General features: G+C 64.0%; 23 protein-coding genes. 17 read left to right on the forward strand and 6 right to left on the reverse strand.

Annotated features, from left to right (window positions below):
* The first annotated feature begins 53 nt into the window (after window positions 1-53).
* The 8 genes from ACEN9F_RS08070 to ACEN9F_RS08105 are packed head-to-tail and all read left to right on the forward strand — an operon-like array spanning window position 54 to window position 5931.
* Window positions 54-920 (forward strand): LysR family transcriptional regulator, encoded by an 867-nt coding sequence (locus ACEN9F_RS08070; RefSeq protein ID WP_413419519.1) that lies wholly within the window; start codon window positions 54-56, stop codon window positions 918-920.
* Between the two features lie 45 nt (window positions 921-965).
* The gene (locus tag ACEN9F_RS08075; protein WP_413419520.1) at window positions 966-1754 is read left to right on the forward strand and encodes an MlaE family ABC transporter permease; all 789 of its coding nucleotides are present in this window, start codon (window positions 966-968) and stop codon (window positions 1752-1754) included.
* A gap of 1 nt (window position 1755) precedes the next feature.
* Window positions 1756-2724: an MlaD family protein gene (locus ACEN9F_RS08080; protein WP_413419521.1), complete on the forward strand. Its 969-nt coding sequence runs from the start codon at window positions 1756-1758 to the stop codon at window positions 2722-2724.
* Window positions 2724-3380 (forward strand): hypothetical protein, encoded by a 657-nt coding sequence (locus ACEN9F_RS08085; RefSeq protein WP_413427002.1) that lies wholly within the window; start codon window positions 2724-2726, stop codon window positions 3378-3380. Before ACEN9F_RS08080 ends, ACEN9F_RS08085 begins: the two co-directional genes overlap by 1 nt.
* Window positions 3381-3383: 3 nt before the next feature.
* The gene (locus tag ACEN9F_RS08090; RefSeq protein ID WP_413419522.1) at window positions 3384-4076 is read left to right on the forward strand and encodes an alpha/beta fold hydrolase; all 693 of its coding nucleotides are present in this window, start codon (window positions 3384-3386) and stop codon (window positions 4074-4076) included.
* Window positions 4073-4579 (forward strand): DUF2867 domain-containing protein, encoded by a 507-nt coding sequence (locus ACEN9F_RS08095; RefSeq protein ID WP_413419523.1) that lies wholly within the window; start codon window positions 4073-4075, stop codon window positions 4577-4579. The genes ACEN9F_RS08090 and ACEN9F_RS08095 overlap by 4 nt, the downstream gene beginning before the upstream one ends.
* A 42-nt stretch (window positions 4580-4621) precedes the next feature.
* Window positions 4622-5590 carry a nucleoside hydrolase gene (locus ACEN9F_RS08100; RefSeq protein WP_413419524.1) on the forward strand — a complete coding sequence of 323 codons (969 nt, stop codon included), beginning with the start codon at window positions 4622-4624 and terminating at the stop codon, window positions 5588-5590.
* Complete coding sequence (locus tag ACEN9F_RS08105; protein WP_413419525.1) at window positions 5587-5931, forward strand: translation initiation factor Sui1; 345 nt, start codon at window positions 5587-5589, stop codon at window positions 5929-5931. The genes ACEN9F_RS08100 and ACEN9F_RS08105 overlap by 4 nt, the downstream gene beginning before the upstream one ends.
* On the opposite strand, the gene ACEN9F_RS08110 is transcribed toward ACEN9F_RS08105, so the two are convergent.
* Window positions 5928-6548 (reverse strand): cysteine hydrolase family protein, encoded by a 621-nt coding sequence (locus ACEN9F_RS08110; protein WP_413419526.1) that lies wholly within the window; start codon window positions 6546-6548, stop codon window positions 5928-5930. The two genes, ACEN9F_RS08105 and ACEN9F_RS08110, sit on opposite strands and share 4 nt — an antisense overlap.
* Window positions 6549-6641: 93 nt before the next feature.
* On the opposite strand from ACEN9F_RS08110, the gene ACEN9F_RS08115 reads away from it, so the two are divergent.
* The gene (locus ACEN9F_RS08115; protein ID WP_413419527.1) at window positions 6642-7625 is read left to right on the forward strand and encodes a GlxA family transcriptional regulator; all 984 of its coding nucleotides are present in this window, start codon (window positions 6642-6644) and stop codon (window positions 7623-7625) included.
* Between the two features lie 9 nt (window positions 7626-7634).
* Window positions 7635-8417: a nucleotidyltransferase domain-containing protein gene (locus ACEN9F_RS08120; protein ID WP_413419528.1), complete on the forward strand. Its 783-nt coding sequence runs from the start codon at window positions 7635-7637 to the stop codon at window positions 8415-8417.
* Window positions 8418-8419: 2 nt separating this feature from the next.
* Here ACEN9F_RS08120 and ACEN9F_RS08125 read toward each other — a convergent pair whose 3' ends face one another.
* Both ACEN9F_RS08125 and ACEN9F_RS08130 read right to left on the reverse strand, forming a co-directional pair.
* On the reverse strand, window positions 8420-9676 hold the full coding sequence (locus ACEN9F_RS08125; protein WP_413419529.1) for a DEAD/DEAH box helicase: 1257 nt from the start codon (window positions 9674-9676) through the stop codon (window positions 8420-8422).
* Between the two features lie 95 nt (window positions 9677-9771).
* Window positions 9772-10134 carry a hypothetical protein gene (locus tag ACEN9F_RS08130; RefSeq protein ID WP_413419530.1) on the reverse strand — a complete coding sequence of 121 codons (363 nt, stop codon included), beginning with the start codon at window positions 10132-10134 and terminating at the stop codon, window positions 9772-9774.
* A 69-nt stretch (window positions 10135-10203) separates the two neighbouring features.
* Between ACEN9F_RS08130 and ACEN9F_RS08135 the strand changes: the two genes are divergently transcribed.
* A complete protein-coding gene (locus ACEN9F_RS08135) occupies window positions 10204-11193 on the forward strand; it encodes a dipeptidase (RefSeq protein WP_413419531.1) in 990 nt (329 codons plus the stop codon).
* On the forward strand, window positions 11193-12071 hold the full coding sequence (locus ACEN9F_RS08140; RefSeq protein WP_413419532.1) for a hypothetical protein: 879 nt from the start codon (window positions 11193-11195) through the stop codon (window positions 12069-12071). The genes ACEN9F_RS08135 and ACEN9F_RS08140 overlap by 1 nt, the downstream gene beginning before the upstream one ends.
* A 1-nt stretch (window position 12072) precedes the next feature.
* On the opposite strand, the gene ACEN9F_RS08145 is transcribed toward ACEN9F_RS08140, so the two are convergent.
* On the reverse strand, window positions 12073-13239 hold the full coding sequence (locus ACEN9F_RS08145; protein ID WP_413419533.1) for a mandelate racemase/muconate lactonizing enzyme family protein: 1167 nt from the start codon (window positions 13237-13239) through the stop codon (window positions 12073-12075).
* 88 nt (window positions 13240-13327) lie between these two features.
* On the opposite strand from ACEN9F_RS08145, the gene ACEN9F_RS08150 reads away from it, so the two are divergent.
* On the forward strand, window positions 13328-14257 hold the full coding sequence (locus tag ACEN9F_RS08150) for a LysR family transcriptional regulator (protein WP_413419534.1): 930 nt from the start codon (window positions 13328-13330) through the stop codon (window positions 14255-14257).
* On the opposite strand, the gene ACEN9F_RS08155 is transcribed toward ACEN9F_RS08150, so the two are convergent.
* Window positions 14187-14594 carry a hypothetical protein gene (locus tag ACEN9F_RS08155; protein WP_413419535.1) on the reverse strand — a complete coding sequence of 136 codons (408 nt, stop codon included), beginning with the start codon at window positions 14592-14594 and terminating at the stop codon, window positions 14187-14189. The genes ACEN9F_RS08150 and ACEN9F_RS08155 overlap by 71 nt on opposite strands.
* A 78-nt stretch (window positions 14595-14672) precedes the next feature.
* Here ACEN9F_RS08155 and ACEN9F_RS08160 point away from each other — a divergent pair, with 78 nt between their 5' ends.
* Both ACEN9F_RS08160 and ACEN9F_RS08165 read left to right on the forward strand, forming a co-directional pair.
* Window positions 14673-15056: a MerR family transcriptional regulator gene (locus ACEN9F_RS08160; RefSeq protein WP_413419536.1), complete on the forward strand. Its 384-nt coding sequence runs from the start codon at window positions 14673-14675 to the stop codon at window positions 15054-15056.
* Window positions 15053-15655: a carboxypeptidase-like regulatory domain-containing protein gene (locus ACEN9F_RS08165; RefSeq protein WP_413419537.1), complete on the forward strand. Its 603-nt coding sequence runs from the start codon at window positions 15053-15055 to the stop codon at window positions 15653-15655. The genes ACEN9F_RS08160 and ACEN9F_RS08165 overlap by 4 nt, the downstream gene beginning before the upstream one ends.
* On the opposite strand, the gene ACEN9F_RS08170 is transcribed toward ACEN9F_RS08165, so the two are convergent.
* On the reverse strand, window positions 15624-17438 hold the full coding sequence (locus ACEN9F_RS08170) for a DUF4153 domain-containing protein (RefSeq protein WP_413419538.1): 1815 nt from the start codon (window positions 17436-17438) through the stop codon (window positions 15624-15626). The genes ACEN9F_RS08165 and ACEN9F_RS08170 overlap by 32 nt on opposite strands.
* A gap of 129 nt (window positions 17439-17567) precedes the next feature.
* Between ACEN9F_RS08170 and dapC the strand changes: the two genes are divergently transcribed.
* Together dapC and dapD are read left to right on the forward strand one after the other, a co-directional pair.
* Window positions 17568-18782 carry a succinyldiaminopimelate transaminase gene (gene dapC, locus ACEN9F_RS08175; RefSeq protein WP_413419539.1) on the forward strand — a complete coding sequence of 405 codons (1215 nt, stop codon included), beginning with the start codon at window positions 17568-17570 and terminating at the stop codon, window positions 18780-18782.
* A 13-nt stretch (window positions 18783-18795) separates the two neighbouring features.
* A complete protein-coding gene (gene dapD / locus ACEN9F_RS08180) occupies window positions 18796-19623 on the forward strand; it encodes a 2,3,4,5-tetrahydropyridine-2,6-dicarboxylate N-succinyltransferase (RefSeq protein ID WP_413419540.1) in 828 nt (275 codons plus the stop codon).
* Window positions 19624-19643: the final 20 nt, after the last annotated feature.

Here is a 19643-nt window from a genome sequence, read left to right on the forward strand (position 1 = left end):
CACTCTGATGCAAAAATGCATCACGCACCAAAAGCTTAACCTTGGAGTACCGCATGGACTGGGACAACGCCCGGATCTTCCTCGCCATCTACCGCAAGGGCACGCTGCGCGCGGCCGCAGGCCAGCTGGAGATCGACCAGGCCACCGTCGGCCGCCGCCTCAACGCGCTGGAAAAATCGCTGGGCGCGCGCCTGTTCCTGCGCACCCCGTCCGGCTACCTCGCCACGCCGGCCGGCGAACTGGCCGTCACCGCCGCCGAGGCGATGGAACTGGCCGCGCTGCGGTTCCAGCGCGAGATGCAGGGCATCGACAACCGCCTGTCCGGCACGGTGCGCGTCACCACCTCCGACACCATGGCGGCGCACTTCGTCATCGGCGCCATGCGGCGGCTGCACGAACGCCATCCCGAGATCCGCATCGTCCTCAGCACCAGCACCGAGATCACCAGCCTGACGCGGCGCGAAGCCGACCTGGCGGTGCGCACCCTCAAGCCGACCAGCCCGGACCTGGTCTCGCGCCACCTGACCCGGCGCAGCATGGGCCTGTACGCCACGCCGGACTACCTGAAGGAGCGCGGCATGCCCGAGCCGGGCAAGGGACTGGCCGGGCACGACATCGTCATCTACCAGGCTGCGGTCGCGCCGCGCCACCAGGAGAAGATCTGCCTGGAGCCGGTCAACAACGCGCGCGTGGCGATCGAGGTCAATAGCGGCCTGGCGCTGATCGAGGCCGCGAGGCTGGGCATGGGCGTTGCCGAGCTGCCCTGCCACATGGCCGACGGCGATCCGCGGCTGATACGCATCTGGCCCGAGCGGGTCGACCACTACGACGTCTGGCTGGTGATGCACAGCGACCTGAGTCGCAGCGCCCGCGTACGCGCCGCCGCCGACGCCATCATCGACAGCTTCCCGGCAAACTAGCATGCCGGACGCCAGCCGCCCCGCTTGCAGTGCTAAGATGCCAACATGAGCGCTCAAGCATCGATCCCGTCCATACTGCAACGGCTGCACCAGGGCACAGTCGCCTGGCTGCACAGCTGGTGGCGGCTGCTGCACTTCGCCGTGCTGATGCTGACGGTCGCGGTGACGCCGTCCAGCTACGGCAGCGACAGGCGGCCCGTACTCGCGCGCCACATCGTCAGCGACACCGCCCCCAACCTGGCCTGGTACGGCGTGCTGTCGGCGCTGGTCAGCCTGGTGCTGATCCGCATCGTCGTGGTCACCTCGCAAAGCTACGGCCTGTCGCGCTTCGCGCTGGAGATGGTGGTGCGGGTGCTGGTGCTGGAACTGATCCCGCTGACCGCCGCCGCCTTCGTCGCCCTGCGCACCACCCTGCCCGCCGGCCTGGAATTCTCGCAAGGCCGCAAGGCGGACAGTACGATCAGCGAAGAAGAACTGCACCGCGAGTTCTTCCCGCGCGTCGCCTCCGGCATTTTCGCCGTCTGGATGCTGGCCGCCGTCAGCTGCGTGCTGACGCTGATCCTGGCCTACCTGTCGCTGTACGGCTTCACGCCGTGGGCGCTGGGCGGCTACACGCGCGTGGTCGGGCAAGTGTTCAATCCGGCCGTCGTGCTGATCCTGGTGCTAAAAATCGTCTTCTTCAGCTTCGCCGTCGGGCTGATCCCGATGGCCTCCTCGTTCTACTTCGGTGCCAGCTACCGCAACAAGGTCACGCACGGCCTGTCGGACATGGTGCGGCTGTTCGCCGTGATACTCCTCATCGAAGTCGCATCGCTCATGGGTAACTACTACTGATATGACAGAACAAACCAACCAAGCCGCTCCCGTGCGCAACGCGGAATTCAAGGCCGCCCTGCTGCTGATACTGATGCTGGTGCTGGTCGCCGGAGCGGCGGTCTACCTGATGTATGCGCGCGGCGCTTTTGAATCTACGCAGACGCTGGTGCTGCAGGTTGACGACTCCGAAGGTGTCGCCGTCGGCATGGACGTCACCTTCGCCGGCTTCCCGATCGGCCGCGTGCGCCGCATCGAATTGGGCAAGGATGGTAAGGCGCGCGTGGTGGTCGACGTGCCGCGCGCCGATGCGCACTGGCTGCGCAGTTCCAGCATCTTCACGCTGGAGCGCGGGCTGGTGGGCGGCGCCAAGCTGCGCGCCTTCAGCGGCATTCCCACCGACCCGCCGCTGGAAGACGGCGCCGAGCGCTCGCTGCTGGTCGGCGACGCCGCCGCAGAGATCCCGCGCCTGCTGGCGGCCGCCAAGGACCTGCTGCAGAATCTGAACGACCTGACGGCGGAAAATTCCGCGCTGGCCGCCAGCCTGGCCAACGTCCAGGGCGTGACCGGAAAACTCAACGGCCCGCGCGGCGCCATGGGCCTGATCGCCGGCGACGACAAGAACGCGCAAGAGCTGACGGAGCGCGCCAACAAGCTGCTGATCACCGTGAACGCACTGGCCGTCAAGGCCGACAGCCTGATCGGCCACGCCGACACGCAGGTCTTCGGCAAGCAAGGCGTGATGACCGACGCGCAAGCGACCATCGTCCAGCTCAACGGCCTGCTGGCCGACGCCCGCAACAGCCTGAAGAAAATGGACGCGGTGCTGGTCGAGGCGCAAGCCGTCGGCGCCAACGCCAAGGAAGCCACCGCCGACCTGGGCACGCTGCGCGCGGAAGTGGAAAGCAGCTTGCGCCGCGTCGAGCAACTGGTCAACGAGATCAATCGCAAATGGCCGTTCAAGCGCGACACGGAGATCAAGCTGCCATGATGAAGACCACCGCTCCCCTGATCGTCGCCCTGCTGCTGGCCGCCTGCGGTAACAACCCGCCGGTGCCGGACTGGCAGATGAACGCGCAGAGTTCCATCGAGCGCTCGACGGCCGCCTACATGTCCGGCAACGCCCGCATCGAGGACGCCGAATACAAGCGCGCCCGCGAAGCCCTGGCCAGCACCGGCAAGGTCGATCTGATCATCCGCGCCGAACTGATACGCTGCGCCGCCCATGTCGCCACGCTGGCATACGACGATTGTCCCGGCTACGCCAGGCTGGCACAGGACGCCAGTCCGGCCGACCATGCCTATGCAGCCTATCTCGCCGGCCACGCCACTGCTGCCGATGCCACGCTGCTGCCGGAGCAGCACAAGGCCGTGGCCTCCGCCGCCAACGACACGGCAGCCACCGGCGCCGTGCAGGCCATCGCCGATCCCCTATCGAAACTGGTCGCCAGCGGTGTGCTTTTCCGTGCCGGCAAAGCCAGCCCGCAAACGCTGGCCGACGCCGTCGAAACCGCGTCCGCCCAAGGCTGGCGCCGGCCGCTGCTGGCATGGCTCGGCGTACAAGCCATGCGCGCCGACCAAGCCGGCGACATTGCGGAAGCCCAGCGCATCAAGCGCCGCATCGCTCTCGTCACTGACAAACCGTAGACAATGTTCACCATCGTTCTACTTCCAGGCCTGGATGGAACGGGCACACTATTTGAGCCGCTTATCGCAGCGCTGGGTGGAAAATTTGCAGTCACCTCGGTCAGCTACCCAAAGCATCAAGCCCTTGGCTACGACGAGCTGGAAGCAATCGCACGACAGGCCCTGCCGACCACAGGAGAGTTTATTCTGCTGGGAGAGTCATTCTCCGGGCCGATCGCTATCTCGCTAGCGGCCTCTCGCCCAGCAGGATTAATCGGACTTGTTTTGTGCTGTACCTTCGCACGTAATCCGAGACCGGCGTTTCGCCCCTTGAGCACATTCACGTCCATCCTGCCAATCAAGCTCGCACCGGATGCGATTCTCGATTTCCTTCTGCTGGGCCGGCACACCACAAGGACATTGCGCGCCACTCTGGCATCGGCCGTTGCCTCTGTTGCAAACAGCGTTCTTCAAGCGCGCCTGCGTGCAGTACTCACGGTAGACGTCTCGGCGAAACTGAAAACCCTCGAAATACCGCTACTGTATCTGCAGGCAGCACAAGACCGCGTTGTGCCCGCGACCGCCGGCCGAGAAATCCAGGAGCTCCATACGGCAACGCAAATCGTCACCTTGAATGCACCACACTGCCTCCTTCAAACCATTCCGGATGAAGCCGCAAGAGCAATTCAAGCAGCCATAAGATCGTCAGCGCCATGAAATCATCGATATCCGCGTGCCCCATCCCGCCGCAAAGCGAAATCCACCAGCGCCTTATCGGCGCCGATTTCTACGATTGTTATGAGACCGAGATTCCTGCCACAAACCGATCCGCGCTCGATCTCTACCTCCAGGTTGTAACCGCGACGCCCGCCTGGATCAACACGCTGATGGCGCTTCGCAACCGCGTCGTGCAGCTCGTCGGCCTCAAAAACCTCGGTCACCTCGGCGACTTCGATGCCGCCAAGCCCGCCAGCTCATACCGTACCGGCGACCGGGTAGGCATCTTCTCCATCGTTTATCTCAGCGAGCAAGAGGTTATCCTGGGCGACTCGGACAAGCACCTCAACGTCGAAGTCTCGGTCTGCAAGATACAAAACAAGATCACCGTCGGCACCGTGGTGCACACCAAAAACACGCTGGGACGGGTCTATATGCTGTTTGTCGCTCCGTTACACCGGCGTATCGTCCCCGCTTCATTGCGACAGGCCCGGTTCCTGTAAGGCCTCTGCTAGAATCTCGCTTCCACCGAACCGAGGCTCTACATGGCTTACTCAATCTCCCGGCCGCTGCGCGGACTGTTTACCATCCTGGCGCTCTCCTGCGCCATGCTTGCGCAGGCCGCGCCGCAAAAAGTGATCGTCGATATGGATATCGGCGACGACGTCGACGATGCCTTCGCGCTGGCCTTGCTGCTGCAAAGTCCGGAGATAGAAATCGTCGGCATCACCACCACCTGGGGCGACACTGCGCTGCGCGCGCAACTGCTGGAACGCATGCTGCGCGAAACCGGCCATGGCCAGATCCCCGTCGCGCAAGGCATCGCCACCACCGGCAACCCGCAGCCGTTCACGCAGGCGCGCTACGCGCAGCGCGGCAAACTGCCCGCCCGCATCGACGCCATCGACTTCATGCTGGACCAGATCAAGCGCCAACCCGGCCAGGTCACGCTGCTGGCCCTCGGCCCGCTGACCAACGTCGGCGCCGCGATCCAGCGCGATCCGGCCACCTTCGGCAAGCTGAAGCAAGTGGCCTTGATGGGCGGCTCGGTACGCGCCGGCTACCGCAAATCGCAATACGTGCCTTCGCGCCCCGCCGACAAGGAATACAACATCGTCTCCGACATCACCAGCGCGCAGAAGCTGTTCGCCTCCGGCGTGCCTATCGTGATGATGCCGCTGGACTCGACCCAGATCCGCCTCGACGAAGTGGAACGCAACGCCCTGCTCGGCCACGGCTCGCCGGTCACCGATGCGCTGGCCCTGCTCTACCATCAGTGGACTAACGCCTACCAGCCATGGTCCAGCAACATGCCGTCGCTGTTCGACGTGGTGCCGGTGACCTGGCTGATCGATCCGCAATCCTGTCCCACCACGCCGCTGCGCATCGTGGTCGACAACGAAGGCTACACCCGCGAGCAGGCCGGCACGCCGAATGCAGCTGTCTGCCTGGTCTCCGACCAAAAGCGCTTCTTCGACATCATGATGGGCCGCTTGCTGAAGGACCGCCCATGAGCCTCGTCTACTCCACCGAAACGGGCCGCATGTGCCCGGACTGCCGCAAGCCGCTGGCCGACTGCACCTGCAAATCCGCCGCCAAGGCCAAGCCGGCCGGCGACGGCAACGTCAAGGTATCGCGCGAATCCAAGGGGCGCGGCGGCAAGACCGTCACGCTGGTGCGCGGCCTGCCGCTGGACGCCATGGCGCTGGCGATCCTGGTCAAGCAGCTGCGCAGCGCCGTCGGCTCCGGCGGCACCGTCAAGGACGGCGTCATCGAAATCCAGGGCGACCATTGCGACCGCGTGATGGAAGAGCTGAAGAAACAGGGCCACAACCCCAAGCGCACCGGCGGTTAAGCCCGCGCGCGCTGGTTGGACAGGTAGATATTGTCCCGCTCCAGCGCGCGTTTTTCGCGCACGGCTCCGACCCAATCCCCGGTGCTGGCCACCGCCGCAAAACTCGAATGAAACACCGTGCTGAACACGCGGTGTATCTCCTCCGCGCTGGCCTTGCCGGCGCCATTCTCATACGGCAGCGAGCCGGTCGCATCGGCCAGTACCTCCACGGCCAGCCCCATATGCGACGCCTCGCAGATCGTCGCCGCATCGCAGTTGTGCGTCATGTAGCCGGCGATCGTCACAGTATCGATCTCGCGCGCGGCCAGCCATGCAGCCAGGTCCGTTCCCGCGAAGGAGCTTGCCTGAACCTTGTTGACGAGGTGGTCGCGCGCCCGCTCTGCAACGCCGGCATGCAGCTGCCAGCCCTGCGAACCCTTGGCAAATATCGGCGAGCCTTGCGGTGCGTCGTGCTGGACCACAACCACCGGCACGCCGGCCTCGCGCGCGACATCCATGGCAAGCAGGATATTCGGCAGCGAGGTCGCCACCGGCGGATATTCAATCGGCATATTGCCGGTAAAGTATTCATTCTGTACATCGATCACGATCAAGGCACGACGAGGGGTAACGGACATGATGTTCTCCTGTTGGTAAGTGTGAACGTATTTTCTGTCGTTCCGTCTTCGGCAAACAGTGGCCTGAAGGCCACCATGCGATACAATCAGGCCATGTCAAAAACATCCGCCACCCGCCGCCTCAAAGTCGCCGTGATCGCCTTCGACGGCATCACGCCGTTCCACCTGTCGGTGCCCTGCCTGGTATTCGGCTCACAGTACGCCGACTCCGCTGCGGCAGCCTTCGAGGTACAAGTCTGCGCGTCGGATCCGGCGCCGCTGCGTACCACGGCGGGCTTCGACATCACGCCCGCCTTCGGTCTGAAAGCCCTGAATAACGCCGACATCGTCATCCTGCCGACCTGGCACGACGACTGCCGACCTGCCCCGGCGGCGCTGCTGCAAGCGCTGCGAAAAGCGCACCAGCGCGGCGCCCGCGTGGTTGGACTATGCCTGGGTGCTTTCCCTCTGGCGGAGGCCGGCCTGCTGGACGGCCGCACCGCCACCACGCATTGGGCATACGCCGATGCGCTGCACGAACGCTGCCCGCTGATCGACGTCGACCGCGATGTCCTGTATGTCGATGAGGGCGATGTCGTGACTTCGGCCGGCGTGGCCGCTGGCCTGGACTGCTGCCTGCACTTGCTGCGCCAGCTGTCGGGTGCGGAGATCGCCAACCGCGTGGCACGCCAGATCGTGGTCGCCCCGCACCGGCAGGGAGGACAGGCGCAGTTCATCGAACGCCCGCTGCCGGTCAACAGCAGCGACGACCGTTTCTCGCAGGTGCTGGCCTGGGTCAATGGCAATCTGGCGGACAACCACAGCATCGACGCCTTGGCCGAGCGCGCGCTGATGAGCCGCCGTAACTTCACCCGCCACTTCCGCGACGCCACCGGCACCTCGTTCAAGCAGTGGCTATTGAATCAGCGGGTGGCGCATGCGCAGCACCTGCTGGAATCCAGCGAAGTATCGATAGAGATGGTGGCGCAGGAAGCCGGCTTCGGTTCGGCGCTGTCGCTGCGCCAGCACTTCCGCGCGGCGCTGCACACCTCGCCATCCGCCTATCGCAAACTGTACCAGCCCACCAATCCGAAATAGGAAGCCGTCATGACACCATCTCACCGCAGCACGCTGGACGCGGCCATCGCGGCATTGAAGGAAGACAGCCGCATCGTCGGCGTCGCCGCCGGCGGCTCCTACATTGGCGGTGCGATGGACGAATACAGCGACCTCGATCTGGTCATCGCCATCGAACCGGACGCCTGTGCGGCCGTATCGGCCGAACGCAAACAGATCGCCGCCCGGATGGGCAAGCTGGTGGCGGCATTCACCGGCGAGCATGTCGGCGAACCCAGGCTACTGATCTGCCTCTATGAATCGCCACTGATGCACGTCGATCTGAAGTTCGTCAGCCTGGACGACGTCGCAGCGCGCGTGGAAGATCCCGTCATCCTCTGGGAGCGAGACGGCCGTCTCGCCGCCGCGCTACGTGAAGACGTCGCATGCTATCCGGCACCGGACCTGCAATGGATAGAGGACCGCGTCTGGATCTGGACACACTACTGCGCGACCAAGATCGGCCGCGGAGAATTATTTGAAGCGCTGGACTTCCTGTCCTTCCTGCGCTCGCAGGTACTGGGGCCGCTAGCCCTGGCTGCTGCCGGCGCTCGGCCATCTGGCGTGAGGAAGATAGAAATGCTGGCGCCGGATTTCGCCGCCAAACTGGCGGCGACGGTCGCGATCCATGATCGCGCGTCCTGCGTATCCGCGCTGGAAGCCGGTGTGCGGCTCTATCTCGAACTACGCGCGCCGCACCTGGCCACCCTGAACTGCGACGAATACGCGCGCGCCACGGTCATGGCCTACCTGGCAAAGATCGCGACGCCCTAGGATTATTCGCCCGCGGCCTTGGCCGCAGCTTCGCGCAGCTTGTCCTTCTTGCTCTTGCGCGTACCCTTGATACCGCCGTTGACGGTATCGGTAACCGAGTTGGCGGGCGCTGGCGGCAGCGTCTCCACCGCCTCGAAGCCGGCGATCTCCTCGCGCGGCAGCAGGATATCCTGGCGCTTCTCGATCAGGCGGAAATGCTGCTCCGTCTCCGCGCTGACAAAGCTGATCGCCACGCCGCTCTCGCCCGCGCGGCCGGTACGGCCGATGCGGTGGGTGTAATCCACCGCCGATCGGGGCAAATCGTAGTTGACCACCGCCGGCAGGCGCGCAATGTCGATCCCGCGCGCCGCCACATCGGTCGCCACCAGCACCTGCAGGCGGCTGGCCTTGAAATCGCCCAGCACCTCCGTGCGCGCGCCCTGGCTGAATTCACCGTGAAAGGCGCCGGCGCGGATGCCGTTGCGGTTCAGCTTGTCGGCCACATGCTCGGCCGCGTACTTGGTCGCCACGAACACCAGCACCCTGCTCCACTTGTGCTCCTGGATCAGGTGCTTGAGCAGCATGGTACGGCGCGGGACATCGACCTTGATCGCGCGTTGCACGATATCCGGCTTGCTGGCCGGCTCCGACAACACCTCGATGCGGGTCGGCTGATGCAGCATGCTGTCCGCCAGCGCCTGCACCGCCGGCGGGAAGGTCGCCGAGAAGAACAGGTTCTGGCGCTGCTTCGGCAGCAGTTCGAGGATGCGGTTCAGTTCTTCGCTGAAGCCCAGGTCCAGCAGGCGGTCCGCCTCGTCCAGCACCAGCATCGCCGTGCGCGAGATCTTCAGCGCATTGTGATCGATCAGGTCCAGCAGCCGGCCCGGCGTGGCGATGACGATATCGGCGCCGCCGCGCAGCGCCATCATCTGCGGATTGATCGACACGCCACCGAACACGATGGAGACCTTGACCTGCATCGGCAGATGCGCGACCAGCTTGCGGATCGACTCGCCGACCTGCGCCGCCAGCTCGCGCGTCGGCACCAGGATCAGGCCATGCAACTGGCGCGCGCCGCTGCGGTTATCCAGCAGCGATTGCAGCAGCGGCAGAGCGAAAGCGGCGGTCTTGCCGGAGCCGGTCTGCGCGGCGCCCAGCACATCCTCTCCGCGCAGGATGGCGGGAATGGCGGCGCTCTGGATAGCGGTCGGCTCCTCGTAACCGATTTCGGTCACGGCGTTGATGAGTGAGGGTGCAAGGCCCAGCGAAGAAAAAGACATATCGGCCTTAGTTATGTGACTTGGTTATGTGATTAGCCGCCAGTATAAAGCATGCTAGTGGACTGTAACGCTACCGATTGCAGCGTTACAGTCCACTAGATGCATTTCCCTCGCAGCTTGGCGATGGGGATGAACGGCAGCCCCAGGAAGCCGTTGAAGATAAATGTCGATTGGCGCTTCAAACCTTCGGAATGCAGGCAATCCGGCACCTTCGCCTCGATGAAGGCGGCGGTCATGATGTCGGACCTGGCGGCGCTAAAAGCGGGGCTGGTCGTGTACGTGGGCGGCGGCTGCACCTCTGCCGCCAGCACGTCGGCGATGATCTTGCGGACCGCCGGGTCGGAACCACCCTGCAGGGCCTTGGCGTCGGCCGGGGCATCCAGATAGGCGTCCTTCTTCGCTTCGCCGGCAAAGGCCGCAACGGACAAGACAGACAACAGCAACAATGAAGCGCGCATGTGAATCCCCCGTGTTAGACACTGGTCCCATTATCATGCAAAATAGCTTATTTGATAAAGAAAAATGCCATGATCAATTGGGACGCCCACGCTTGCCTGCCACAACATCCGCAGGCCGATTTTACGCCCGTCCGCAGGCTGCATGCCGCCGGGGTGAACTACGTATCGCTGAACGTTGGCGCCGACATGAATCCTGTTTCACAAGTGATGTCGGTGATCGCCGGCTACCGCGCCACCATCGCCTCCGATCCGGACCGCTACGTGCTGGTCTCCAGCGTGGACGACATCATCCAGGCGGCGGCCGACGGCCGCATCGCCATCACCTTCGACCTCGAAGGCTCGATGCCGTTGCTCGACCAGCCTGAGATGGTGGCGCTGTACGCGCAACTGGGCGTACGCCAGATCCACTTCGCCTACAACCGCAACAACAGCGTGGCCGACGGCTGCCACGACGTGCCGCGCGGCCTGACCTCGCTCGGCCACAGCATGGTGGAAGCGGTCAACCAGGCCGGCATCCTGATGGACTGCTCGCATACGGGCCGCCTGTGCAGCCTGGACATCATGGCCGCCTCGTCGCAGCCGGTGATCTTCAGCCACGCCAATCCGTACACGCTGGTGCAGCACGGCCGCAACGTCACCGACGAACAGATCCGCGCCTGTGCCGCCACCGGCGGCGTGGTGTGCATCTCCGGCCTGTCGTGGTTCCTCGGCAGCGAGCGGCCCGGCGCCGACGACGTGGCCCGCCATGCGGCCTATGTCGCCGACCTGGTGGGCATAACGCACGTCGGCATCGGCCTCGATATCTGCTTCCAGCAGCCCGGCCTGGACGACACGCCGCCCGGCGCCTTCGATCCAAGCCACTGGTGGCCCGCCTCCGCCGGCTACAGCATGGACCAGCCGCCGAGCTTCACGCCGCCGGAGGTCTGGCGCGAGCTGCCCGCCGCCCTGCGCAAAACAGGCATGAGCGAATCGGACGCCGCGCTGGTCCTGGGCCGCAACATGATGCGCGTGGCGCAGCAGGTCTGGAGCAAGCCGCAAGCACTGCTCAAAGCCGCCTGATGCTGCGGCGCTCAATCGCGCTGCCGCTACTGGCGGTAGCGGTGGCATGCTCCCAGGCGGCGCCGCTCGATCCGAAGGCGATCTTTGTATATAGCGGTGGCAAGATGTCTCCGGTTGCGCAGATCACCGATAAAGGAATCGCGAGCATCGGCCCTGAACCGGACGCTGGAGATGAGACAGACCGCTGGCTCGCTCCATGGTTCGCACCGGGTGGCAGCTACCATTATCTGGGGAACGATGCGCGGCGCGGCACAGGCACGGTAATCGGCCCCGACCCAAGCATCGGCGAGCAAGGTTGCGGATCAGTGAGCGCCGACATCAATATTGATGTCGAATCCCCAGGCGACGGACTGCTGACGAATTATCCGCTCAGCGATGTCGGGCGCCCACCCATTGCAGAGGCCAGCCCAAGACAAGTCCGGATCATGCAACGCATTGCGGCCGGCGTAATGCTGCAACGTGGCGTGCCACCGGATGTCATCCGTAAAATGGCAACGGTAGTCTCGCGAACAACGGCAGCCCCGCGTGTCGTCATCATTCCTGCACATGGCCGAACCCCGGCAACGATGGTCGCCAGCTATATCTGGGATGGTGTCACAGACATCGAAGGTGCGCCGTTCAACAGCTACACCTTGACCTTGATCGCAGAGGCGGGCAAGGCGCGGCGCTATCGCCCAACCCACGTACTTTTCCAGCATGCGACTGCGGAGAGCGAAACCAGCTCCTATGCTTTCCTCACCGCAGCCGACCTCGATGGCGACGGCAAGGATGAAGTGATCCTGGTTGGCAGCGGTTACGAATGGTGGTGGTTTGAAGCCTTCGGCAAGCGCGGCGCAAAATGGCGCTCGCTTGCCTCGGGTGGTGGTGGAGGTTGCTGAATCAGGCGCTGAGGGCCTTCATCTCGCTGTACAGGTTCGCCTTGCCTTCAAAGCCGATGCCGACGATGTCCGGCATCGTGATATAGCCGTTGTCGACACGCACGCCGTCCGGGAAGCCGCCGAAAGGCTGGAACAGGTCCGGGTAGGACTCGTTGCCGCCCAGGCCGAGGCCCGCCGCGATATTCAGTGACATCTGGTGGCCGCCGTGCGGGATGCAGCGCTTGCGCGACCAGCCATGCTCGTGCAGCATGTCCAGCGTGCGCAGGTACTCCACCAGGCCGTAGCTCAACGCGCAGTCGAACTGCAGCCAGTCACGGTCCGCGCGCATGCCGCCGTAGCGGATCAGATTGCGCGCATCCTGCATCGAGAACAGGTTCTCGCCGGTGGCCATCGGCTTGTCGTAGTAGTTGCGCAGCGTCGCTTGCAGCTCGAAGTCCAGCGGATCGCCCGCCTCCTCGTACCAGAACAGATCGTACTTCGACAGCGCCTTGGCGTAAGCGACGGCGGTGTCCAGGTCGAAGCGGCCGTTGGCGTCCACCGCCAGCTTCTGGCCGTCGCCCAGCACGCTGAGGATGGAATCGATGCGGCGCAGGTCTTCGTCCAGCGAGGCGCCGCCGATCTTCTTCTTGACCACCGTGTAGCCGCGATCGATGTAGCTGCGCATTTCATCCTTCAGCGCATCGTGGCTCTGGCCCGGATAGTAGTAGCCGCCTGCGGCATAAACGAAAATCTTCTTGTCCGGCGTGCCGTTGCCATAGCGTTCCGCGAGCAGCTGGAACAGCGGCTTGCGCTCGATCTTCGCCACCGCATCCCAGATCGCCATATCGATGGTGCCGATCGCCACCGAGCGCTCGCCATGGCCGCCCGGCTTTTCGTTGGTGTACATGCAGTCCCACACCTTGTGCGGATCGAGGTTGGTGCCATCGGCGTTCATCAGCGAGATCGGATCGGCCTCCAGGATGCGCGGGATGAAGCGTTCCCGCATCAGCATGCCCTGGCCGTAGCGGCCGTTGGAATTGAAGCCGTAGCCGACCACCGGCTTGCCGTCGCGGATCACATCGGTGATCACGGCGACCAGGCTCAGGGTCATTTTGCTGAAATCGATATAGGCGTTGCGGATCGGTGAGCTGATAGGGATGGTTTTTTCGCGGATTTCGACGATTTTCATGGCACGGTCTCCTGTAAAGAATGACGCCAGCTTACTCTTGAAAGATAGTCGTATAATTCACCAATATTAATTCCTTTATTAACTTCAAGTGAATAACGACATCGTCTCCGAGTTATCCTTCTTCGTCCTGCTGGCGAAGCTGGGCAGCCTGGCCGCCACCGCGCGCGAACTGGGCATCACGCCGCCGGCCGTCACCAAGCGGCTGATGCTGATGGAGCAGCGGCTGGGCGTGCGCCTGCTGAACCGCACCACGCGCCGCGTCAGCCTGACCGGCGAAGGCGAAACCTACCTGGCGCAGGCCGCGCGCATCCTCGGCGATATCCGCGACATGGAGGAATCGGTATCGAGCAGCCGCGCCGCGCCCAAGGGCCTGCTGCGGGTGAACGCCACGCTGGGCTTCGGCCGCACCACCATCGCGCCGCTGGTCTCCGCCTTCGCCAAGCGCTACCCGGACGTCGAAGTACAGCTGCAGCTGACCGATCGCGCGATCAACCTGGTGGAAGACGCCTACGACCTGGGCATCCGTTTCGGCGAGCTGCCGGATACGCGGCTGGGCGCGCGCAAGATCCTGTCGAACCAGCGCTTCCTGTGCGCCTCGCCGGCCTACCTGAAGCGCCACGGCGAGCCGCGCCTGCCGCAGGACCTGGTGCACCACCGCTGCATCCTGCACCGCCAGAACAACGATACCCACAGCACCTGGAAGCTGGAGAAAGGCCGCAAGGCCGAAACGGTGAAGGTGCACGGCAGCCTGTCCAGCAACGACGGCGACGTGGTGCTGGGCTGGGCGCTGGACGGCCACGGCATCCTGTTGCGCTCGGAATGGGACGCGACCAAATACCTCGACAGCGGCCGCCTGCAGGTGGTGCTGGCCGACTACACCCTGCCCTCGGCCGACTTGTACGTCTACTATCCGAGCCGGCAGCAGCAACCGGCCCGCGTGCGCGCCTTCATCGACTTCCTGGCGGAGAGCGTACCGGCAGCCACTGCGCCACGCCGAAAGCCAGTTCCGGCACGATAAACAGCCAAAGCAGCGGTGCTCCCGTCACCGCCAGCGCCCAGATCATCCACGTCGAGAACAGCAGCCGCGCGACGCCGTCGAAACGGCCGAAGCGCTGCTGCGGATCACTGATGCGCAGCAGCGCCCATACCAGCACCACGCTGCCCAACAGGCAGGCGAACAGCACATGGAACGGCGCGAAGGCCGGCAGCGCCGTCCCGCCCAGTTGCTGGTTGATGCCGTCCAGCTGCTCGTGTGCGAAGGCGAAACTCCACGGCGTGGCAAACGGCGCGGTCACGAGCAGGTCGTACACGGCGCTGCCGAGGACAATTTTGCGGAAGGTGGATGAGGCAAGCATGGCGGCTCCTGAAATATGTTGGATTCATGCTAAAGCCTGGAGTAAACTCCAAGGTCAAGCGATATTCGGAGGTCACGCATGCAAATCGGGGAAATCGCCGGCGCCACAGGCCTGAGCCGCGACACCTTGCGCTTCTATGAGAAGCGCGGCCTGCTGCGCGCGCGCCGCAGCGCCAACGGCTACCGCGACTATCCGCCGGAAGCGGTGGACTGGCTGCGCTACATCCGGCTGGCGCAGTCGCTGGGCTTCACGCTGGGCGAGATCGAGGCCGACCTGCCGCTGCTGGCCGAGCCGGAATCGTCGGCCCCACAGCTGCGCGCTGCGCTGGAGCGCAAGCTGGCCGATATCGACCAGCGCATCGAAGGCCTGCACACCCTGCGCGGCGAACTGGCTCGCCGCCTGGGCGAAGACATGCAGGCCTGCCCGCTGCAAGGCCCGCCATCAACCCGTCGGGAGCCATGAAGCGCATGACAATCTCGCGAAAAAAACTCGCCACGCTAACCGGTGTTGTGCTCGCGATTGCCGCGCTATGGCTGTATTCAAACCTCTGGTACTCGCCAGCCATGCGCGCACGCATCGTCACGCCCGATGGCAAACCGCTGGCCGGCGCGATCGTGGTGGCGAACTGGAATATCCAGGCGTCGATCAGCGGCGCTTCGCTGGGCCAACTGGCGCTGGCCGAAACAGTCACGGATACCGATGGCTGGTTTCATATTCCTGCATGGGGCCCCCGCTGGCTATGGCGCGGCAGCGTGCGTGTCGACGAACCCACCGTCCGTGTCTTCAAACCGGGCTTCACACCGCTGGTACTGCACAACACCGAAGAGGCGCCGATGCATACCGCCAGTCTCGTGATTGCCTTCCGCCTGCAGGACCAGACGCTGGCGATGGAACCGTTCACGGGCTCCCCAGCGGAGTACCAGACGGCGTTGGCGCCGTTGCTGGCCAGCCTGTCCGTGCTCAATAATGGCGGCGCTCCCGGCATCTGTGACTGGCAACGGACCTCGCGCCTGCTGCCGGCCTTGCGGCTCACTCGGCAGGCTTGCAGTCGCCCTCGTTAGACTCGGGAATGAACTGCAACTGCACGCCAGATACCTGAAGTGCTTTCATGCGCGGTTCGACCAGGGAAAACTCACCCTTTTTCAGTTGTTCCATCAGGGACTTGCATCGTACATATTGGTAACCCAGCCTCGCGACGACGCTCCAGCCGCCGGCACTCTCGGAATACAGCATGCCTGAGTTATGCCCCTGGCTTTCGATCAGCATAATCTCCGGCTTGCCGTCACCGTTCACATCCAACACGAAGGCGTCACACTTCCCTTCCTTCCTGGTCAGGCAGTTCGGCTTGCCGGTGTCGTCCAGCGCATCCCATTTCTGCGCCAGGAAACTGGCCGGCAGTTGGGCGTTGGCCGGCCAAACTTTCAGGTTGTCGGCAACGGAGACCGGCGCGGTAAAGCGCTTGGCCGGTTGCCAGCGATCCTTGTCCGCCAGCGCCAGTACTGCTGCGGCCTCGTGCCGCAACTGCGCGGCGTCAGCCCCGGTGCTGCGCTGTTTCAGTTCTTCCAGAGCGGCCCGGCCATAACGCCCGCCTTCAAAACGCAAATAGCGGAAATCGAATTCGGAGACCTTGGTCTGGCCTCTCTCCAGCCTGGCCATCTGGCTGTTCACCGCGATGCGCGCCGGATCGGCGAGCGGTGTAAACAACCCCAGAAGTACGGCCAGCACCAAGAAAGCCGCCAACACATTGACGGTGGAGACAGGCTTCAGCCACGTATCGTACCGAGAAGCCGCCCAAGCGTAGCCGATCGCGTAGCAGGCGGCGACGAGCAGGCAGGCTGCGGCAATCACGCGGTCCGATGTCCAGCCGTACTGCCCCACCCGCAGCCCCAGGGCATACATGCCGACCGCCGTAATCGGCAATATCAGTATCGCGGCGGTGCGCGCGCTTACGCGCAGCGGCAGGGCCACGTTGGCGTCGCCGTTCTGGAAGGCGGCATTGATCAGGGCGACCAGCATCGCCGCGGCGGTCAACAGCACTGCGGTGGCGTGGCGCGTTTCCCACAACGCACCCAGGCCGGTAAACGGCAGGCTGCACAGGAAGCCGGTCACGATCACCACCGCCACCGGCGTTATCCACGACATCAGCACCAGCAGCAACGTGCGGATCCCGCGCACAATGGCCGGCCGCACGTCCGTGATGTGCATGGCGCAGGAAAATGCCGTGCAGATGACCGGTACGTTGAACCATGCCTCCCTGAGCAGCTTGCGCAGGAAGTCCAGCTTGACCAGCATGAACAATTCCGCGCCCATGTTCAGCACCAGGAACAGGCCGCCGACAAAAAAGGCCGAGAACAGCAGCTGTATGCCGAGTTTCCAGGCTGTCTCGAAGTACGTGCCGTAGCTGGCGATGCGCCGCCCCTCCTGCGCGCCGGCCAACACCAGCGAGTGGGCGATGAAGAAAAATACACTGCCAAAATGCACCAGCAACAGGGACGGCGAGTAAATCGGCTTGTGCTCATAATTGGGCAGCAGCGGATAGGCGTTCTGCCCGCGCCACGCATCGTGCAGCGACAGCGCCAGCAGCACGAGCAGCGCAACCAGCAGCCATGCGGCCGCCTTCCTGGTCGCCAGGTGCCCCAGGCTGGAAATCAGCAGCACCGGCAGGATCAGCGCCAGCGTCGTCAACGGCACCATGAGATATGGCGCCGTGGCCGGCCAGGCGACATCCCGGCTTGCGCTGTACAGCCAGTACAGGAGCAGCCCCTGTACCAGGCCGGCGGCGAGCCGCACCACCATCACACGCCGGCTGACGCCCCCGCCCAGCTCTATCTCATCCTGTTCCATGTTTTCGTCCCCAAGATTGTCAATTCATTTATTTTAATAATTTAGCATGGATGACCCGACATGGTCATAGGCGCTATAATCACCTACTAAGCCGCTCTATTTTTCAACGATCCGCATCCGGTCCGTCAAGTGAATCCACATCTCGAAAAGCTGCACCCCTACCCGTTTGAAAAACTGCGCCTGCTGTTCGCGCAGGTGACTGCGAGCACGCAGCACCGCGCCATCAGCCTGGGCATGGGCGAACCGAAGCATCCTACGCCGAAATTCATCCAGCAGGCGCTGATCGACAATGTCGACGGCCTGGCCGTCTATCCGACCACGATCGGCTCGGACGCGATGCGCGCCGCCATCGCCGGCTGGCTGGAACGCCGCTACGGCATCCCGGCGCTGAATCCCGCCACCCAGGTACTGCCGGTGAACGGCTCGCGCGAGGCGCTGTTTGCGCTGGCCCAGACCGTGATCGACCCGGCGGCCAAGTCGCTGGTGGTGTGCCCGAACCCGTTCTACCAGATCTACGAAGGCGCGGCCTACCTGGCCGGCGCCGAGCCGTACTTCGTCAACTCCGACCCGGCCCGCAACTTCGGCTGCGACTATGACAGCATCCCGGCCTCGGTGTGGGAGCGCGTCTCGCTGCTGTTCCTGTGCTCCCCTGGCAACCCGACCGGCGCCGTGCTGACGCTGACCGACTGGGAAAACCTGTTCGCCCTGTCCGAACGCTACAACTTCATCATCGCCGCCGACGAGTGCTACTCCGAGATCTACCACGGCGACAAGGGTCCTCTGGGCGCGATGGAAGCGGCGCACATGCTGGGCCTGTCCACGGTCGAGAAGCCATATGCGCGCCTGGTGGTGTTCAGCAGCCTGTCCAAGCGCTCCAACGTGCCGGGCATGCGCTCGGGCTTCGTGGCCGGCGATGCCGACGTCCTGAAAAAATTCCTGTTGTACCGCACCTATCACGGCGGCGCCATGAGCCCTTCCGTGCAAGCTGCGTCGATCGCGGCCTGGAACGACGAGACCCACGTCGAACAGAACCGCGAACAATACCGCGCCAAATTCAACGCCATCACGCCGCTGCTGCAAGAAGTCATGCAGGTGGAACTGCCGGACGCCGGCTTCTACCTGTGGGCCGACGTCAGCCGGACCGGCTTGTCGGACACCGAATTCGCCCAGCGCCTGTATGCCGAATATAATGTCACGGTACTGCCGGGCAGTTACCTGGCGCGCGAGGCCCACGGCGTCAATCCGGGCCAAAACCGCATCCGCATGGCGCTGGTCGCCGAAACGGAGGAAGGCCTGGAAGCAGCGCGGCGCATCGTCCAATTCTGCAAGTCCCTTAACAAATAAGATTGAGTAAATCATGAGCCAACAACTTCAGCAAATCATCGACCAGGCATGGGAAGACCGCGCCAACATCAACCCGGGTAACGGCGCCGCCGAACTGCGCGACGCGGTTTCGCACGTGATCGCAGGCCTCGACGCCGGCACCATCCGCGTGGCCGAAAAAACCACCGGCGACTGGGTGGTCAACCAGTGGGTCAAGAAAGCCGTGCTGCTGTCGTTCCGCCTGGAGAACAACGTGCAGATGCCGTCCGACGGCACCATGCAGTTCTACGACAAGGTCCCGACCAAGTTCGCCAACTACACCGCCGAAGACTTCGCCAAGGGCGGCTTCCGCGTGGTGCCGCCTGCGGTGGCGCGCCGTGGTTCCTTCATCGCCAAGAACGTGGTGCTGATGCCTTCCTACGTCAACATCGGCGCCTACGTCGATGAAGGCGCGATGGTCGACACCTGGGCCACCGTCGGTTCGTGCGCGCAGATCGGCAAGAACGTCCACCTGTCCGGCGGCGTCGGCATCGGCGGCGTGCTGGAACCGATGCAAGCCAATCCGACCATCATCGAAGACAACTGCTTCATCGGCGCCCGTTCGGAAATCGTCGAAGGCGTGATCGTCGAAGAGAACTCGGTGATCTCGATGGGCGTGTACATCGGCCAGTCGACCAAGATCTACGACCGCGCCACCGGCGAAGTGACCTACGGCCGCGTGCCTGCCGGTTCCGTCGTCGTGTCGGGCAACCTGCCTTCGGAAGACGGCAAGTACTCGCTGTACTGCGCGGTGATCGTCAAGCGCGTGGATGCCAAGACCCGCGCCAAGACCGGCATCAACGAACTGCTGCGCGGTATCTAAGCGCAAACCGAAACCGGGGA

The sequence above is a fragment of the Duganella sp. CT11-25 genome, from assembly GCF_047302815.1.
Classification (GTDB): Bacteria; Pseudomonadota; Gammaproteobacteria; order Burkholderiales; family Burkholderiaceae_D; genus Rugamonas.